Annotated in this window: 12 protein-coding genes; 7 read left to right on the top strand and 5 right to left on the bottom strand. The window is 61.8% G+C overall.

Annotation, left to right across the window (positions count from 1 at the left end):
- The first annotated feature begins 16 nt into the window (after window positions 1-16).
- From AACW30_RS10995 to AACW30_RS10980, 4 genes are all read left to right on the top strand, one after another.
- Window positions 17-532 (top strand): ankyrin repeat domain-containing protein, encoded by a 516-nt coding sequence (locus AACW30_RS10995; RefSeq protein ID WP_169367304.1) that lies wholly within the window; start codon window positions 17-19, stop codon window positions 530-532.
- A gap of 41 nt (window positions 533-573) precedes the next feature.
- A complete protein-coding gene (locus AACW30_RS10990; protein WP_119742386.1) occupies window positions 574-1,104 on the top strand; it encodes a hypothetical protein in 531 nt (176 codons plus the stop codon).
- Window positions 1,105-1,171: 67 nt separating this feature from the next.
- On the top strand, window positions 1,172-1,363 hold the full coding sequence (locus tag AACW30_RS10985; RefSeq protein ID WP_003172956.1) for a PLDc N-terminal domain-containing protein: 192 nt from the start codon (window positions 1,172-1,174) through the stop codon (window positions 1,361-1,363).
- A gap of 417 nt (window positions 1,364-1,780) precedes the next feature.
- Window positions 1,781-3,868, top strand: coding sequence for an LTA synthase family protein (locus AACW30_RS10980; protein WP_106576543.1), 2,088 nt, complete (start codon window positions 1,781-1,783; stop codon window positions 3,866-3,868).
- Between the two features lie 54 nt (window positions 3,869-3,922).
- Here AACW30_RS10980 and AACW30_RS10975 read toward each other — a convergent pair whose 3' ends face one another.
- Window positions 3,923-4,075, bottom strand: coding sequence for a DUF3309 family protein (locus AACW30_RS10975; RefSeq protein WP_003236711.1), 153 nt, complete (start codon window positions 4,073-4,075; stop codon window positions 3,923-3,925).
- A 331-nt stretch (window positions 4,076-4,406) separates the two neighbouring features.
- Between AACW30_RS10975 and AACW30_RS10970 the strand changes: the two genes are divergently transcribed.
- Both AACW30_RS10970 and csrA read left to right on the top strand, forming a co-directional pair.
- Window positions 4,407-5,222 carry an SDR family oxidoreductase gene (locus AACW30_RS10970; RefSeq protein ID WP_106576544.1) on the top strand — a complete coding sequence of 272 codons (816 nt, stop codon included), beginning with the start codon at window positions 4,407-4,409 and terminating at the stop codon, window positions 5,220-5,222.
- Between the two features lie 228 nt (window positions 5,223-5,450).
- The gene (gene csrA / locus AACW30_RS10965) at window positions 5,451-5,642 is read left to right on the top strand and encodes a carbon storage regulator CsrA (protein WP_124418124.1); all 192 of its coding nucleotides are present in this window, start codon (window positions 5,451-5,453) and stop codon (window positions 5,640-5,642) included.
- A 7-nt stretch (window positions 5,643-5,649) separates the two neighbouring features.
- Here the strand turns inward: csrA and AACW30_RS10960 are convergent, their stop codons facing one another.
- The 4 genes from AACW30_RS10960 to AACW30_RS10945 all read right to left on the bottom strand — a co-directional run bounded on the left by AACW30_RS10960 (window position 5,650) and on the right by AACW30_RS10945 (window position 10,808).
- Window positions 5,650-5,877 carry a YheU family protein gene (locus AACW30_RS10960; protein WP_064453367.1) on the bottom strand — a complete coding sequence of 76 codons (228 nt, stop codon included), beginning with the start codon at window positions 5,875-5,877 and terminating at the stop codon, window positions 5,650-5,652.
- A gap of 73 nt (window positions 5,878-5,950) precedes the next feature.
- Entirely contained in the window at window positions 5,951-7,135 is a 1,185-nt protein-coding gene (locus AACW30_RS10955; protein WP_106576546.1) for an osmoprotectant NAGGN system M42 family peptidase, read from the bottom strand.
- A 148-nt stretch (window positions 7,136-7,283) separates the two neighbouring features.
- Window positions 7,284-9,032, bottom strand: a complete 1,749-nt coding sequence (ngg, locus tag AACW30_RS10950) for an N-acetylglutaminylglutamine synthetase (protein ID WP_106576547.1) — start codon at window positions 9,030-9,032, stop codon at window positions 7,284-7,286.
- Between the two features lie 3 nt (window positions 9,033-9,035).
- Complete coding sequence (locus AACW30_RS10945; RefSeq protein ID WP_119742388.1) at window positions 9,036-10,808, bottom strand: N-acetylglutaminylglutamine amidotransferase; 1,773 nt, start codon at window positions 10,806-10,808, stop codon at window positions 9,036-9,038.
- 310 nt (window positions 10,809-11,118) lie between these two features.
- Between AACW30_RS10945 and AACW30_RS10940 the strand changes: the two genes are divergently transcribed.
- Window positions 11,119-15,948, top strand: a complete 4,830-nt coding sequence (locus tag AACW30_RS10940) for an NEL-type E3 ubiquitin ligase domain-containing protein (protein WP_200625009.1) — start codon at window positions 11,119-11,121, stop codon at window positions 15,946-15,948.
- Window positions 15,949-15,957 lie beyond the last annotated feature (9 nt).

Here is a 15,957-nt window from a genome sequence, read left to right as displayed (position 1 = left end):
AGACAAGGAGCCCCACATGTCAGACCAGCCTAAACAAATGACCGAAGACGAAGCCGCTGAATTTGCCGAGCAGGTCTTCGACGTGGCCCGCAAAGGCGATGCCGCCATGCTCGCCGCACTGCTGGCCAAAGGCTTGCCGCCTAACCTGCGCAATCACAATGGCGACACTTTGCTCATGCTCGCGGCCTATCACGGTCACGCCGACGCAGTAAAAGTGCTGCTGGAATTCAAGGCTGACCCGCTGATCGCCAACGACAAGAACCAGCTGCCGATGGCCGGTGCGGCGTTCAAGGGCAACCTGCCCGTGGTCAAGGCGCTGATCGAGGGCGGCGCGCCGGTGGACGGCGCCTCCTCGGACGGCCGCACGGCGTTGATGATGGCCGCGATGTTCAACCGTGTCGAAATGCTCGACTACCTGCTCGGCCAGGGTGCCAACCCCAAAGCCACCGATGCCCAGGGTGCGACCGCACTGGCGGCGGCGCACACCATGGGCGCGGCGGATACGGCGGCGCAGTTGCAAAAACTGGTGTAGGCTACGCGCCCTCAAAAACCAGCTCGCCACAGGACTTTCCCATGCAAACCGCCCTCGTTGAACTCATCAGCAAAATCAGCGCCGGCGTCATGGGCGAGGACGAAGTGGCACGCATCGCCGAGGAAGCGGCCCAGGCCTACGCGGACCCGGCTGCTTTTCTGGCGGCCAACCCGGATATCAACTACGACGACACTTTCCCGATTCCTCTGGGTGAGTGGGTCGTGGTCGGTAGCCTGCCGGACACGGTGCTGTTTCAAGCCGACACCTACGGCGACCTGTTTGCACAGATCGTCGCGTCGTTCGGCCCGGGCGTGGCGTTCACGCTCAAGCCCAAGCAGTTGGCCAAGACTGAAGACCTGACGGCGCTGAACCGCATCCAGATCCAGATGAGCGCGCTGAGCCCGCAAGACGGTGGCTATGTGCTGCTCAACTTCAGTCAGTTGCTGGATGACGAGATTCAGGCGGTGCTGGTCTACGGCAACGACCTGCCGCGCGTGCTGGAACTGTGCGCTGAAGTCGGCATCAAGGCCGAGCCGTCCCTGGAAGCCCTGCGCGTTGCCGTCCACGTCTGAAATAAAACGGAACCCCTGCCAGGGCTGACTATCCTACAAGTGCATGCCCTCACTTAGGAGCGACACCATGGGTTCCACCTTTAATGGCTTGATTGGCCTGATCATCCTGGCGCTGGATATCTGGGCGATCATCAACGTGTTCAAAAGCGGCGCCAGCACCGGTGCCAAAGTGCTGTGGATTTTGCTGATCCTGTTGCTGCCTGTCTTGGGCCTGATCATCTGGGCAATCGCCGGGCCACGCGGTAACGTGCGGATCTGACGACGCCTGGGCCCGCTCTAATCCTGAGTGGGCACGGTAAATGTGGGAGCGGGCTTGCCCGCGATAACGGTTTATCAGCCACAGTTGTGCGGGCTGATACATCGCTGTCGTGGGCAAGCCCGCTCCCACATTCGTTTCCAGGGTATTTAGCGTTTTGTGTGTCGAAAGTATTCGCTGCACGAAATTTTCACATCTTTTCCAAGACAATCCGCCGGCTTTATCACGCTGCCAAGGCTCTATCTCGAGTGCCGTTAAAGGTACAAGCGCGGCGCACGTTCAGTAATTAATGGCGTTGATGCCATTGATCGGGCACCATTTGCGCCACCGCGTTAACCGCCTACCCCAGCCAGCCTGGGCGAGGGACGGACGCCACTGCATTTTTTCGCAACTTAAACTTCCAATGGGTCCTGAAACGACATGGCAAACCCGGACGCCCTGAGTCAGCAGCGAGCTTCAAATCGCCTGCTGCAACCGACCGTCAAATCCCATCTGGCGTACACGCTGCTCTGCGCATTGGTCATGATGGTGATGTTCTCCCTGCTGCGCCTGGCGCTGCTGGTCTACAACCGCGAGATGATCCTCGACACGCCGGCCTCGACGTTCCTGGAAGCGTTCGCCAACGGGCTGCGTTTTGACATACGCCTGGTGATGTACGTGCTGGTCCCGCTGCTGCTGGCCTTGTTCAGCGTACGGGCGATGGCGGCACGCGGGTTCTTCCGTTTGTGGTTGACCGTCGCGTCCAGCATTGCCCTGTTCCTGGGCCTGATGGAAATGGACTTCTACCGCGAATTCCACCAGCGCCTCAACGGCCTGGTCTTCCAGTATGTAAAGGAAGACCCGAAAACCGTGATGAGCATGCTCTGGTACGGTTTCCCGGTTGTGCGTTACCTGCTGGCCTGGGCTGTGGGCACGCTGATCCTGAGCATGGCCTTCAAAGGTGCCGACCGTGCAACGCGCCCCCGCGGCCCGTTCAGCGGCGGCAGCATCGGTACCCGCCAAGTGGCGCCGTGGTACAGCCGCATCGCCGTGTTTGTGGTCTGCCTGTTGATCGCCGTGGTCGCCATCCGCGGCACCTTGCGCCAAGGCCCGCCGCTGCGTTGGGGTGATGTCTACACCACCGAATCGAACTTCGCCAACCAGTTGGGCCTCAACGGCACGCTGTCGCTGATCGCTGCAGCCAAGGCGCGCTTCTCCGAGGAACGCTCTAATATCTGGAAGGCCACCCTGGACCAGCCGCTGGCCACCCAGACCGTGCGTGACATGTTGGTGCTGCCGCAAGAGAAACTGGTGGATACCGACACCGCCGCCGTGCGCCGTGACTATACGCCACCGGCCGAGAAGACCCTGCCGATCAAGAACGTCGTGGTCATCCTGATGGAAAGCTTCGCCGGTCACTCGGTGGGCGCCCTGGGCCGCCCGGGCAATATCACGCCGTACTTCGACAAGTTGTCCAAGGAAGGCTTGCTGTTCGACCGCTTCTTCTCCAACGGCACGCACACCCACCAGGGCATGTTCGCCACCATGGCGTGCTTCCCGAACCTGCCAGGCTTCGAATACCTGATGCAGACCCCGGAAGGCAGCCACAAGCTGTCGGGCCTGCCGCAGTTGCTCAGCGCGCGCAAGTTTGACGACGTGTATGTCTACAACGGCGATTTCGCCTGGGACAACCAGTCGGGCTTCTTCAGCAACCAGGGCATGACCAACTTCATCGGGCGTAATGACTTCGTCAACCCGGTGTTCTCCGACCCGACGTGGGGCGTGTCCGACCAGGACATGTTCAACCGTGGCCTGGAAGAGTTGAAAGCCCGCGAAGGCGGCAAGCCGTTCTACGCACTGCTGCAAACCCTGTCCAACCACACGCCGTACGCGTTGCCGACGCCATTGCCGGTCGAGAAAGTCACCGACCGTGGCAGCCTCAACGAGCATTTGACGGCCATGCGTTACTCCGACTGGGCCTTGGGCCAGTTCTTTGAAAAGGCCCGTAAAGAGCCGTACTTCAAGGAAACCCTGTTCGTGATTGTGGGCGACCATGGTTTTGGCAACGAGCAGCAGATCACCGAAATGGACCTGGGCCGCTTCAACGTGCCGATGCTGATGATTGCGCCGGGCATGCAGGAGAAGTTCGGCGAGCGTGACCACACCGTGGGCACTCAGATCGACATCGTGCCGACCATCATGGGCCGCCTCGGTGGCGACACCCTGCACCAGTGCTGGGGCCGTGACCTGCTGAACCTGCCGGAAGGCGACAAGGGCTTTGGCGTGATCAAGCCGTCGGGTAGCGATCAGACGGTGGCGCTGGTTACCGCAGACCGCATTCTGGTACTGCCCAAGGAGATGCCACCCAAGCTGTGGGAATATGAACTGGGCGCGAACCCGACCGGTAAAGTGATTCCCGAGTCACCGGACGAGGCGGCGCTGAAGCAGAAACTCGAGTCGTTCCTGCAGACGGCCACCAAGAGCCTGTTGGATAACACTGCCGGCGTGATTGACGGCAAGCCGGATTAATTAACCGGGCATAAAAAAAGAGGCCTCAATGAGGCCTCTTTTTTTGTGCGGAATTTATATCCGACCGAGCAGCAACAATACCACCAGCACTACCAGGACAACGCCCAGGATACCCGACGGGCCATAGCCCCAGTTACGCGAGTGCGGGAACACCGGCAGGCCGCCGACCAACAACAGGATCAAGATAATGATCAGAATGAGGCTCATGGTTTTTTTCCTTATAGGGCCTTCTGAAAAGACCGGTTATTAACGACAGGCCCGTGAGTTTAAGTACGGACGCCTTAATAACTCCGACTCTGTCACTTCGAAGAAAATTCCCTGCTTTTTTAAAGCATTTTGCAAAGTTGCTTATTTCTTTTAATGCGTTCGCAATTACGTGCGCTTAGTTGAAAATTATTGAACTTACGCTATACGCCATCCCTCGCACCGGGCCTCAGGTTTTCCCGAGGTATTCATCAATTGGATGGTGCGTGGGTGTCGGAAAAACCTTCGCTACACTGCCGATCACTTCCTACGTGAACCACAAGGCTTATTTCCTATGCAAAATCGCATGATGATCACCGGCGCCGGGTCCGGCCTGGGCCGCGAAATCGCGCTGCGCTGGGCCCGTGAGGGTTGGCAGTTGGCCTTGTCGGATGTCAGCGAGCCGGGCCTGCAGGAAACGCTCAAACTGGTGCGCGAGGCAGGTGGCGATGGGTTTGTGCAGCGCTGCGATGTGCGTGATTACAGCCAGCTCACCGCCTTTGCACAGGCGTGCGAGGTGAAATTGGGCGGTATCGATGTGATCGTCAACAACGCCGGCGTAGCGTCGGGAGGCTTCTTTGCCGAGTTGTCGCTGGAAGATTGGGACTGGCAGATCGCGATTAACCTGATGGGCGTGGTCAAGGGCTGCAAGGCGTTCCTGCCGTTGTTGGAGAAGAGCAGGGGCCGGATCATCAATATTGCCTCGATGGCGGCATTGATGCAGGGGCCGGCCATGAGTAATTACAACGTGGCAAAGGCTGGGGTGGTGGCGTTGTCGGAGAGCTTGCTGGTCGAGCTCAAGCATCAGGAAATTGGCGTGCACGTGGTGTGCCCGTCGTTTTTCCAGACCAACTTGCTGGATTCGTTTCGCGGGCCGACCCCGGCGATGAAGGCGCAGGTGGGCAAGTTGCTGGAGAGTTCGCCCATTTCGGCGGCTGACATTGCCGACTATATCTACCAGCGTGTGGCACAGGGCGAATTCATGATTTTGCCCCACGAGCAGGGGCGCATGGCCTGGGCGTTGAAGCAGAAAAATCCGCAAGTGCTGTATGACGAGATGACCAGCATGGCAGACAAGATGCGGGCCAAGGCTCAGGCGGTTAAGGCTTGAAGTGTTGGGCGTGTACCTAGGCGTTATGCCGGTAGCGGCGCCGCTGGATGGCGCTTCACCCGGCGTCAACCCGGTAACGGATAGGTACCCGGCCAGCCCGATGCAGCTGATGTCTGTCAGGCAAATTACCAGCCCGCGTAGGCCTCGCCTGATTTAGTGGCAAGCCATTGTCGCCCCCCCTCCGAGCGCGCATGGTCAAGGTCCTGTCACTCCAAAAGGACAACCGCCATGCTGGTCTTAAGCCGCGCCGTAGGCGAAATCATTTCCATCGGCGATGACATCGCCTTGCATATCCTCGAGCTGAACGGAACCCAGGTGAAATTCGGCATCCAGGCACCGGTAGGGGTCAATGTGCACCGCGCCGAGGTGTATCAGAAAATCCTCGAGCGCCAAGTCACGCAACCTGAAACCAACCCCTAGAGCTTTCTCAATCGAACAGATGCTTGGGCACATCGTGCTTGAGCATCAACTGGCATTGCTCGCTTTCAGGGTCGAACACAATCAGCGCCTGCCCTTTGGTCAGCGCCTGGCGCACGCGCAGCACGCGGGTCTCCAAGGGCGTTTCATCGCCATTGTCAGTGCCGTCGCGGGTGACGAAGTCTTCGATGAGCCGGGTCAGGGTGTCGACTTCAAGTGCGTCGTAGGGAATCAGCATAAAAGCCTCAGAGGTGGAATCCCGGCGATGCTACTGCGCCGGGACCCGTCTTGCCAGTATCAGGTTGCCAGCCTCAGGACTTCTGACCTACCAGACTGTCCACTGAGGGCACTCGTGTATCGCTCTCCATCTGTGTTTCGTGCTCGATCTGATGACTGAAGCGGTCCAGCGAACCCTGCGCCGGTTGCGCATCGCTGGCAAAGACCGGCGGGCTGAGGATGTACGCGCTCAGCAGGCGACTCAATGCCGCCAGGCTGTCGATGTGCGTGCGCTCGTAGCCGTGGGTTGCATCGCAACCGAACGCCAGCAGGGCGGTGCGAATGTCGTGCCCGGCGGTGACCGCCGAATGCGCATCGCTGAAGTAATAGCGGAACAGGTCGCGACGCACGGGCAGGTCGTTGTCCGAGGCCAGGCGCAACAAATGCCGGGACAGGTGATAGTCGTACGGCCCGCCGGAATCCTGCATCGCCACACTCACTGCGTGTTCGCTCGAATGCTGACCGGGCGCGACCGGAGCGATGTCGATGCCGACAAACTCACTCACGTCCCAAGGCAATGCCGCGGCGGCGCCGCTGCCGGTCTCTTCGGTGATGGTAAACAGCGGGTGACAGTCGATCAGCAACGGTTCGCCGCTGTCGATGATCGCCTTGAGCGCGGCGAGCAGTGCAGCCACGCCGGCTTTATCGTCCAGATGGCGCGCGCTGATGTGGCCGCTGTCGGTGAACTCGGGCAGCGGGTCAAACGCCACGTAGTCACCAATACTGATGCCCAGCGAATCGCAGTCGGCGCGGGTGGCACAGTAGGCGTCCAGGCGCAGTTCGACATGGTCCCAACTCACCGGCATTTCATCCACGGCGGTGTTGAAGGCATGCCCTGAGGCCATCAGCGGCAGCACACTGCCACGGATCACGCCGTTGTCGGTGAACAGGCTGACGCGACTGCCTTCGGCAAAACGGCTGGACCAGCAACCGACGGGCGCCAGGGTCAGGCGGCCGTTGTCCTTGATCGCACGCACGGCGGCGCCGATGGTGTCCAAGTGGGCCGAGACGGCACGGTCGGGGCTGTTTTTCTGGCCCTTGAGGGTGGCGCGAATCGTGCCGCGCCGGGTCATCTCAAAGGGGATCCCCAGTTCTTCCAGGCGCTCGGCGACGTAGCGCACGATGGTGTCGGTGAAGCCGGTAGGGCTGGGAATGGCGAGCATTTCCAGCAGCACCTTCTGCAGGTAGGTGAGATCCGGTTCTGGGATGGTTCGGCTCATAAAGACTCCTGATGAATGGGGGCGAGCGGATTTGTGTGGCGAGCGGGCCTGTTGTGGCGGACGGCTCGTGGCGGCAGCGGGCCTGTCGTGTGGCGGGCGGGCTTGATGTGGCGAGCGGGCTTGCCCTACGAGATCTGCTCGCCACAGGTTATTGGGCGGTCGGCTGACTGTGCGGAAACAGCAAATCCACAAACTTCTCCGCCGTCGGTTGCGGCTCATGGTTGGCCAGCCCGGCCCGTTCGTTGGCTTCGATAAACACATACTCGGGTTGATCGGCGGCAGGCACCATCAGGTCCAGGCCCACCATGGGAATGTCCAGCGCACGCGCCGCACGCACGGCAGCGTCCACCAATGTGGGATGCAAAATCGCCGTGACGTCTTCCAGGCAGCCGCCGGTGTGCAGGTTGGCGGTGCGGCGCACGGCCAGGGTCTGGCCACGCGGCAGGATGCTGCTGTAGTCAAAACCGGCGGCGTGCAGGGTGCGTTGGGTTTCGGCGTCCAGTGGGATCTTGCTTTCACCGTCGGTGGCCGCTTGGCGACGACGGCTTTGGGCTTCGATCAAGGCGCCGATGGAGTGCTGGCCGTCGCCGGTCACCTCGGCCGGGCGCCGAATCGCAGCGGCAACCACTTCAAAACCGATCACCAGAATGCGCAGGTCGAGGCCTTCATGGAAGCTCTCGAGCAACACGCGGCTGTCGAACTGGCGCGCTGTTTCAATGGCTTTCTGCACGTCCTCGATGGTCTGCAGATCCACCGCCACGCCCTGGCCTTGCTCGCCATCCAGCGGCTTGACCACGATGCGCTGATGTTCGTCGAGAAACTCCAGGTTGTCGTCGGCACTGCCCGCCAATTGCTGCGACGGCAGGTTCAAACCAGCGGCTTTGAGCACTTTGTGGGTCAGGCTCTTGTCCTGGCACAAGGTCATGCTGATGGCGCTGGTCAGGTCGCTCAGCGATTCACGGCAACGCACGCGGCGCCCGCCATGGCTGAGGGTGAACAGGCCGGCATCGGCGTCATCCACGTGCACATCGATACCGCGTCGGTGGGCTTCCTCGACAATGATGCGCGCATAGGGATTGAAGCCGGCCTGCGGGCCCGGGCCAAGAAACAGTGGCTGGTTGATGCCGTTTTTGCGTTTGATCGCAAAGGTGGTCAGCGCGCGAAAACCCAGCTTGGCGTAGAGGCTCTTGGCCTGACGGTTATCGTGCAGCACCGACAGGTCGAGATAGCTCAAGCCGCGGCTCATGAAGTGCTCCACCAAGTGGCGCACCAGCACTTCACCCACGCCAGGGCGCGTGCACTGCGGATCAACCGCCAGGCACCAGAGGCTGCAGCCGTTTTCCGGGTCGTGAAAAGCCTTCTGATGGTTCAGGCCCATCACGCTGCCGATCACCGCGCCGCTGTCTTCGTCTTCGGCCAGCCAATACACCGGGCCGCCTTGATGGCGCGGGGTCAGACGTTCAGCGTCGACCGGCAACATGCCGCGCCCCTGGTAGAGCACGTTGACCGCCGCCCAATCAGCTTCGGTCTGCACCCGGCGAATCCGAAAACCGCGAAACACGCGGGTAGCGGGGCGATAGTCGCTGAACCACAGGCGCAGGGTGTCGGAGGGGTCGAGGAACAGCTGCTGCGGGTCGATCCCCAGAATCTGCTGGGGCGCTGCCACGTACAGGGCGATGTCACGCTCGCCAGGCTGTTCCTTGAGCAGTTCCTGGGCCAGGCTTGCCGGGTCCGGGAAGGTATGGCCGATCAACAACCGGCCCCATCCGCAATGCACGGCAATCGGTTCGGCGCCCAACGGGCTGCCATCTTCAGCCAGGCGGGCCTGCAGGCGCTCGTAGGTCGGCGCCTGGCCCTTCAGCAAGCGTTGGCTGTAAGCCGCTGCAAGAGGTTTCATCAATCAGATTCCTTGTTCGCTGAGCCACAGGTTCAGCGCCGCCAGTTGCCACAGCTTTGAACCGCGCAGCGGCGTCAGTTGACCTTGTGGGTCAGTCAGCAGGCGATCCAGCATGGCCGGGTTGAACAGGCCGCGATCCTGGCTTGGGTCCAGCAGCAGTTCACGCACCCAGTTCAAGGTGTCACCCTGCAAGTGCTTGAGGCCCGGCACCGGGAAGTAGCCTTTTTTGCGGTCGATGACTTCACTCGGGATCACGCGGCGCGCGGCTTCTTTCAAGACTTGCTTGCCACCGTCGGGCAATTTGAATTTGCCGGGCACACGGGCTGACAATTCGACAAGGCGGTAGTCCAGAAACGGCGTGCGTGCTTCCAGGCCCCAGGCCATGGTCATGTTGTCGACGCGTTTGACCGGGTCGTCCACCAGCATCACCGTACTGTCCAGGCGCAGGGCCTTGTCCACGGCGGCGTCGGCGCCCGGCATGGCGAAATGCTCGCGCACGAAGTCACCGGCAGCGTCGTTGGCGGTCAGCCATTTGGGGGCGACGGTGGCCGCGTAGTCGTCATAGCTGCGGTCAAAAAAGGCATCGCGGTAGGCGGCATAGGGATCGCTGGCGCCATCCACTTGCGGGTACCAGTGGTAACCGGCGAAGAGCTCATCGGCGCCCTGACCGCTTTGCACCACTTTGCAATGCTTGGCCACTTCCCGCGACAGCAGGTAGAAGGCGATGCAGTCGTGGCTGACCATCGGCTCGCTCATGGCACGAAACGCGGCGGGCAGTTGCTCGATGATCTCGCTTTCGGCGATGCGCAGTTGATGGTGACGGGTGCCGTAGTGCTTGGCGATCAGATCCGAATACTGGAATTCGTCGCCGCGCTCGCCGCCGGCGTCTTCAAAGCCGATGGAGAAGGTCGACAGGTCCTGCACGCCGACTTCACGCAGCAGGCCCACGAGCATGCTCGAATCGACACCGCCGGAGAGCAGCACGCCGACATCCACGGCGGCGCGTTGGCGAATGGCCACGGCTTCGCGGGTGCTGTCGAGCACGCGGTCGGTCCAGTCTTCCAGGGTCAGGTTTTTTTCATCGTCATGGGGACCGTAGGGCAGCGTCCACCAGGTTTTCTGTTCGATCTTGCCGTTGGCGTCAATGCGCATCCAGCTGGCCGGCGGCAGTTTTTCAATGCCTGCCAGCAACGTGCGCGGTGCCGGTACCACAGCGTGGAAGTTCAGGTAGTGATTCAGCGCGACCGGATCAAGCATCGGGTTGATGTCACCGCCCTTGAGCAATGCCGGCAGTGCCGAGGCAAAGCGCAGGCGCTGGCCGGTGCGCGACAGGTACAAAGGCTTAACACCCAGGCGGTCACGGGCGATGAACAGGCGCTGGGCGTCGCGCTCCCAGATGGCAAACGCAAACATGCCATTGAGCTTGGGCAGCAGTGCTTCGCCCCACGCGTGGTAGCCCTTGAGCAGCACTTCGGTGTCGCCACCGGAATAGAAGGCGTAGCCGAGGGCTTCCAGCTCTTCACGCAATTCCGGGAAGTTGTAGATCGCGCCATTGAAGGCCAGGGACAGCCCCAGTTGGGCGTCGACCATCGGTTGGGCCGAGCCGTCCGACAGGTCCATGATTTTCAGGCGTCGATGGCCCAGGGCAATCGGCCCTTGGGCGTGGAAGCCCCACGCGTCAGGACCGCGTGGTGCCAAATGATGGGTGATCCGCTCTACCGCTGCCAAGTCGGCAGGTTGGTGATCAAAACGTAACTCGCCAGCTAATCCGCACATATATTCCTTACCGGTTTTTCCGTTGGGGACAGACAAAAAAGGCACCGCACCAAAAGGGTGGGCACCCAGAGACTGACCCGAGCAGATTCACGGAGTTTTAGAACAATACGTTATAAGGCAAAGAGCCTTGAGTGGCCGCAAGCCACGTCGCGCGCCACGGGGGCGCCCGTCAATGGTCGGTAGATAGGTCAATCACGGATGCAAAAAGTGGGGGAATGCGCCGCGATATCGAGCGCCTATTTGAACCTTTCATTGCCGGCGTGAGGGTTATTGTCCGGGTCATTATCCAACGCAATAAGGACTGTTGCCGATGACCCAACAACCGGCTGTAAGCCAGGCCGCCGCGCCTGTCTCTCAGGAGAAAATCACCGCTGCACTGCTGGAAATCACCGGCGACCTGGACAAGGCCAGGGTGCTGCAGCATACGCTGCCCCCATGGCTGGTAAGTGCCGCCGCCTCAACGCGCCAGGCGCTGGAAGCGGCGCATGCCAGCAGTCAGCAACCCCGCGAGCGGGCCGCGAGCCTGTTGCGCCGTATAACGCCGCTCAGGTCATTTTGTGCCGAGCGACTTAAGGCGCTCCTGGCGGCCAAGGGGCATGCCGGGCTGGATGTCGAACGTGACTGGCTGGAGTTGCCCAATCGGCACTTCGCCGCGTTGACCGTCGGCCGTGGTGTACGGCTGCAGACGATGTCCATGGACAAGCACCACCTGCTGCAGGCGGCCATGCAGAATTTTACCCTGGACCAGGCCGAGGCAGGGGGGCTGCCCGCAGGCGCGGTGATTCGAACGGGCGCGGCAGGCCAAAAGGTGTCAACGCTCAGCGCTGGAGCCTTTGCGCGGTACTGCCGCGAACTGGACCTGGGCGCGGCCTATCAGCGGCACCTGCGTGAGGTGTTCAACCTCGCGGGGAGCGACGACGATGGCGGCGCTGAACGGGCCTACAACCCGGTGGTCGGCGAGGTCGGCCAGTGCAAGATCAAGGACATGCAAATCGACTTGCAGATTGCCCATGGCAAGGGCGATATCAGCGAGTCCGGCTATACCGCGTTGCAAGCCCTGCTCAATGCTCGCTTGCCCGCGCGGAACCTGCAGCATGTGTTGTTCCATGAAAAGCCGCTGATCTGGCAAGGGATGAATGTGCATGGCGCCTGCCTGTGGAGCGTGCTGGTGTTCGGCCATGCCTCCACGCACGGCTTTGCTGAGGGGCCCTTGCTGGTGTACATGCCAGGCGAGCCCGGGCGCCCGTGGTACGAATACCCCACGCTGGGGGACCTGATCGCCTACCTGACGCTCAAGCTTCAGGTGCCGGCCTATCGCAGCTTCTTCACGCGCTACCTGGATGAGGCCGAGCGGTTCGGTTTTTTCCAGCGTTTTGACCAACGCAGGACACTCGAACGCGTGGAGCCCGTGGCGGTGGACACCGGCCTGGAACCGTTCTTTTTCGGCGCCTTGACCCGCAAGATCCAGCTGGACGCCGTTGCATTGGCCGTGCCGACGGCGCAAGTCGATGAGGAGGCGCGGCAGAAACGCCTACAAGGCTATCTGGAGGCGGGCCTGAATATGCTGAACATCGCCGGCCTGATGGTGCCGGTGCTCGGGCAATTAATGTTGGGCGTCGCCGTCGGCCAGATGCTCGCCGAGGTCTTCGAAGGGGTGGATGAATGGACTCACAGCGACCAGGCCGAGGGCCTGGAACATTTGGTCAATGTGGCTGAAAACCTGGCGGCCATGGCCGTGTTCGCGGACGGTGTGAAGGTGGCAGGCAAGGTGTTCAGGGGGGTCAAGTCCAACCCCGCAGAGTTCTTCGAGGCAGTCGAAGCGGTGCAGCTGCCGGATGCCGGTCCTCGCTTGTGGCGTCGGCGGCTCAAGCCTTACGGCCGGACGCTGGATGTCGACGCCCTGACGGTGGCCAATAGCCGTGGGATCTACCAGGTCGGCGGCCATTCCTATGTCAGGATTATGGGAGTGGTGTACGCGGTGGCCTACGATGCGCGGTCGGGTTACTGGCACGCCCTTCACCCGACGCGGACCACGGCCTATCGTCCGCGTCTGCTGCACAACCGCCAGGGCGGTTGGCGGTTTGCGTTCGAACACCCCCAGGAGTGGGGCTCCCCGTCCTACATTCTCACTCGGCTTAACCCGCGCCTGGCCGCGCTGCCCACCGAGCAATTGAAATACGTGGCGAGCATTGTCGACATGCGGCCCTCCCGCCTGCACGCCCTGGCCCTGCAAAACAGGCCGCTGCCGGAGCGCTTCAACGACTGCGTGGCGCGTTTCGCCTTGAACCAGCAAGTTCGCGATCTGATCTGGCAGCTGGAACATCAGCCACGGCCGGATGCAAGCACCGCGCGCGTTCAGTTGCTGGCGTTGCCGCTGATGCCAGGTTGGCCGCCGGGACGGTTTTTCGAGGTGCTGGACCGCCAAGGGGCGCGGCTCGAACGCTTTCCCGGCAGCGCCACATTCGAGCATGGACACTTGAGCATCCACATCACTGAACAGGCGCTCAAAGACGGCGCAGTGATGGCGACGCTGCTCGACGTCCTGCCGCCGGACGAGATCGACACCTTGCTGGGGGGCACGGTAGCGCCAGATGAGCAGGGCGCGGTGCTTGCGCGCCAGTTACTGGCCTCGCTCAAACGCACCCACCGAGAGGTCTTCCAGCAGCTGTATCAGGACGCGGATGGCATTACCCATTCAGATCACGGGTTGCTCAAGGCGCATTTCCCAAACGTGCCCAATCGCATCGCCTGGGAGTTGCTGTCCAAGACGTCAACCGTGCATCGCTGGCAACTGCGCAGTACCCGGCGCGTGCCGCTGTTGCTCGCACAACGGGCACGCGAAGCGTTGGCGGTGCAGGAAGAAGACCAGGCGCTGATCGGCCTTTACCTGCCGGAGCTGGCCAGCGCCCCCTCGCGACGGCTGGCCGTGCACCTGCTGGCGAAGGTCGCGGGATGGCCGCAGGATTTGCACGTGCAGGTACGCCGGGACAGTTTGATCGGCGAGCTGGTAGGCACCTCCGGCAGCCAGCATGCACGGTGGCGGCGCACACTGGTCGAGACCGGCGATGGGGTGCAGGCGTTCGACGATAAAGGTGCGCCGCTGGGCGAAAAGGCGTCAGGCCCTGAAGGGTTTTACCAGGCTCTGCTCGCCACCTTGTCGCCTGCGCAATTGGCAGCACTGAACCTCTCGGGGGCAGAGCGTGCCAGTCGATTGCGCGACGCGCTCCAGGCGTGTGCCGAGCAAGAGCGCCACGTGCTGTCACGCCATCTGTGGCCCGAGCGTGCACTCCCTGAGGCGGCGCCGGAACTATGCGCGCAGGCCATGGTGCGTTCGACGCGGCACCCGGTGGCGCTGGTGCGCAAGGTCAACAGGCTGTATCCCGGTTTTGACGAACGGCAGGTGGCGACGTTCCTGGACGGGCAAGGCCCCGATCACCTGGCGCGCGCCCAGGCCGTGGAGGCGCTGGAGCGACAGTTCGAGGCCCTGCATCGGGCGCTCAAGGCGTGGCGCAATGACGAGACATCCCTCGCCGGTTTACCTCATCCCCAGGCGGATTACCGCCTGGCCCGTCATCAGGCGATGCAGGCCATCGAGGACGGCTGGCGACAGCGGCTCGTGTTGCCCGATGCCAGTGGGGTAAAGGTCCCAAGCCTGGTACTCGATGGCCTGGCCGTGGGCCGACTGCCGACCTTGCCGGCGCCGGTCAGCTTTGCCCATATCCGGCAGTTGTCGTTGAACAGAATGGGGCTCGACGATGACGTGGCGTATTTTCTCAAACACTTCAAGCAGCTCGAGGCGTTGGAACTGCGCAGCAACGAGGTGACACGCCTGCCGGAAGTACTGTCACAGATGCCCGCGCTCAAACGCCTGTACCTCAACGACAACCACCTGCAACTCACCGAACACACCCACGCCAAGCTGGCTGACCTGCGAGGCTTGCAGGTATTGAACCTGAGCAACAACCCGTTGATTGATCCGCCTGCCGTTGGCCATATGTTCGAGTTGCGTGAGCTGATGTTGCGTCATTGTCGCCTGCGCGCGTTTCCTGCTGGGGTACCGCGCTTGCCTTACCTGCATTACCTCGACCTGCGCGACAACGATATCCTCGCTTTGCCTGGCTGGTTGCCCACCGCGCCACGCCCTGTGGCTGAAGCCATCAACCTGCGCCACAACCCGCTGGATGAAGCCAGCCGAAAGACACTGGCCGACTATCGGAGCCAAACCGGCATAGGCATGGGCTTTTTGGAAGATGACATCACTCGCCTCAACGAGCAGAAAGCCCGGGAGTTATGGCTGGCCGATAGCGCGGTTGCGCGCTACACGCAAAAAGAGACTGTTTGGACGGGACTCAAGCATGAGCCAGAGTCCGAGAGCCTGTTCAGGTTATTGGCCGAACTGGGCGGCACCGGCGATGCTCAACTGGTGCGTGAGGACCTGGAACGACGCGTTTGGCGGGTGCTGGAGGCGGCCGGAAATGACGCGCAGCTGCGCGATGAGATTTTTGACCGGGCCGCCACGCCGGTCAATTGCGATGACAGCGCGGCGCTGAACTTCAGCAACCTTGAGGTGCTGGTGGAGATCCACGAAGCTGCCAAAGGCGTCGAAGGGGGCAAGCTGACCGCCAAGCCGCTGCTGAAGTTGGCCAAGGGCCTGTTTCGTCTGGATCAGTTGGACAGCTACGCACGCACGCACAGTCAGCAGCACCCGGAGGCTGACCCGCTGGAGGTCAGCCTGGCCTACCGAACAGGGCTGGCCAGCAAGTTTCATTTGCCCGGTCAGCCCCTGCACATGCGCTTTGCCCGCCTGGGCGGCGTCACGGTAGAAGCGCTGAACACTGCCGAAGAACAACTCCGGGCGGCAGAGCGATCAACCAAGCTCTTGAACTACCTGGTGGAGCTGCCGTTATGGGACAGTCACTTGAAAGTCGCCTTCAGCCAATCGTTCGAGGCGTTGAGCGAGCCCTATGACCAGCGACTGCAGGCGGTCTTTGAAAAAAGCACCGCGCTCAACGACGCCGACTACCTTGACCAGATGAACCAGATCCTGCGCGAACAGCAGGCGGCGCATAAGGGCGAAGCTGAGCGCCTGACCAAGGAGGCGCTGAAATTCGGCGACCTGTCGCCCTGTCTGATGCCGTGATTCAGCCAG

It is taken from the genome of Pseudomonas sp. MF6747, assembly GCF_963890955.1.
Classification (GTDB): domain Bacteria; phylum Pseudomonadota; class Gammaproteobacteria; order Pseudomonadales; family Pseudomonadaceae; genus Aquipseudomonas.
This window is presented reverse-complemented; position numbering and strand designations above follow the sequence as displayed.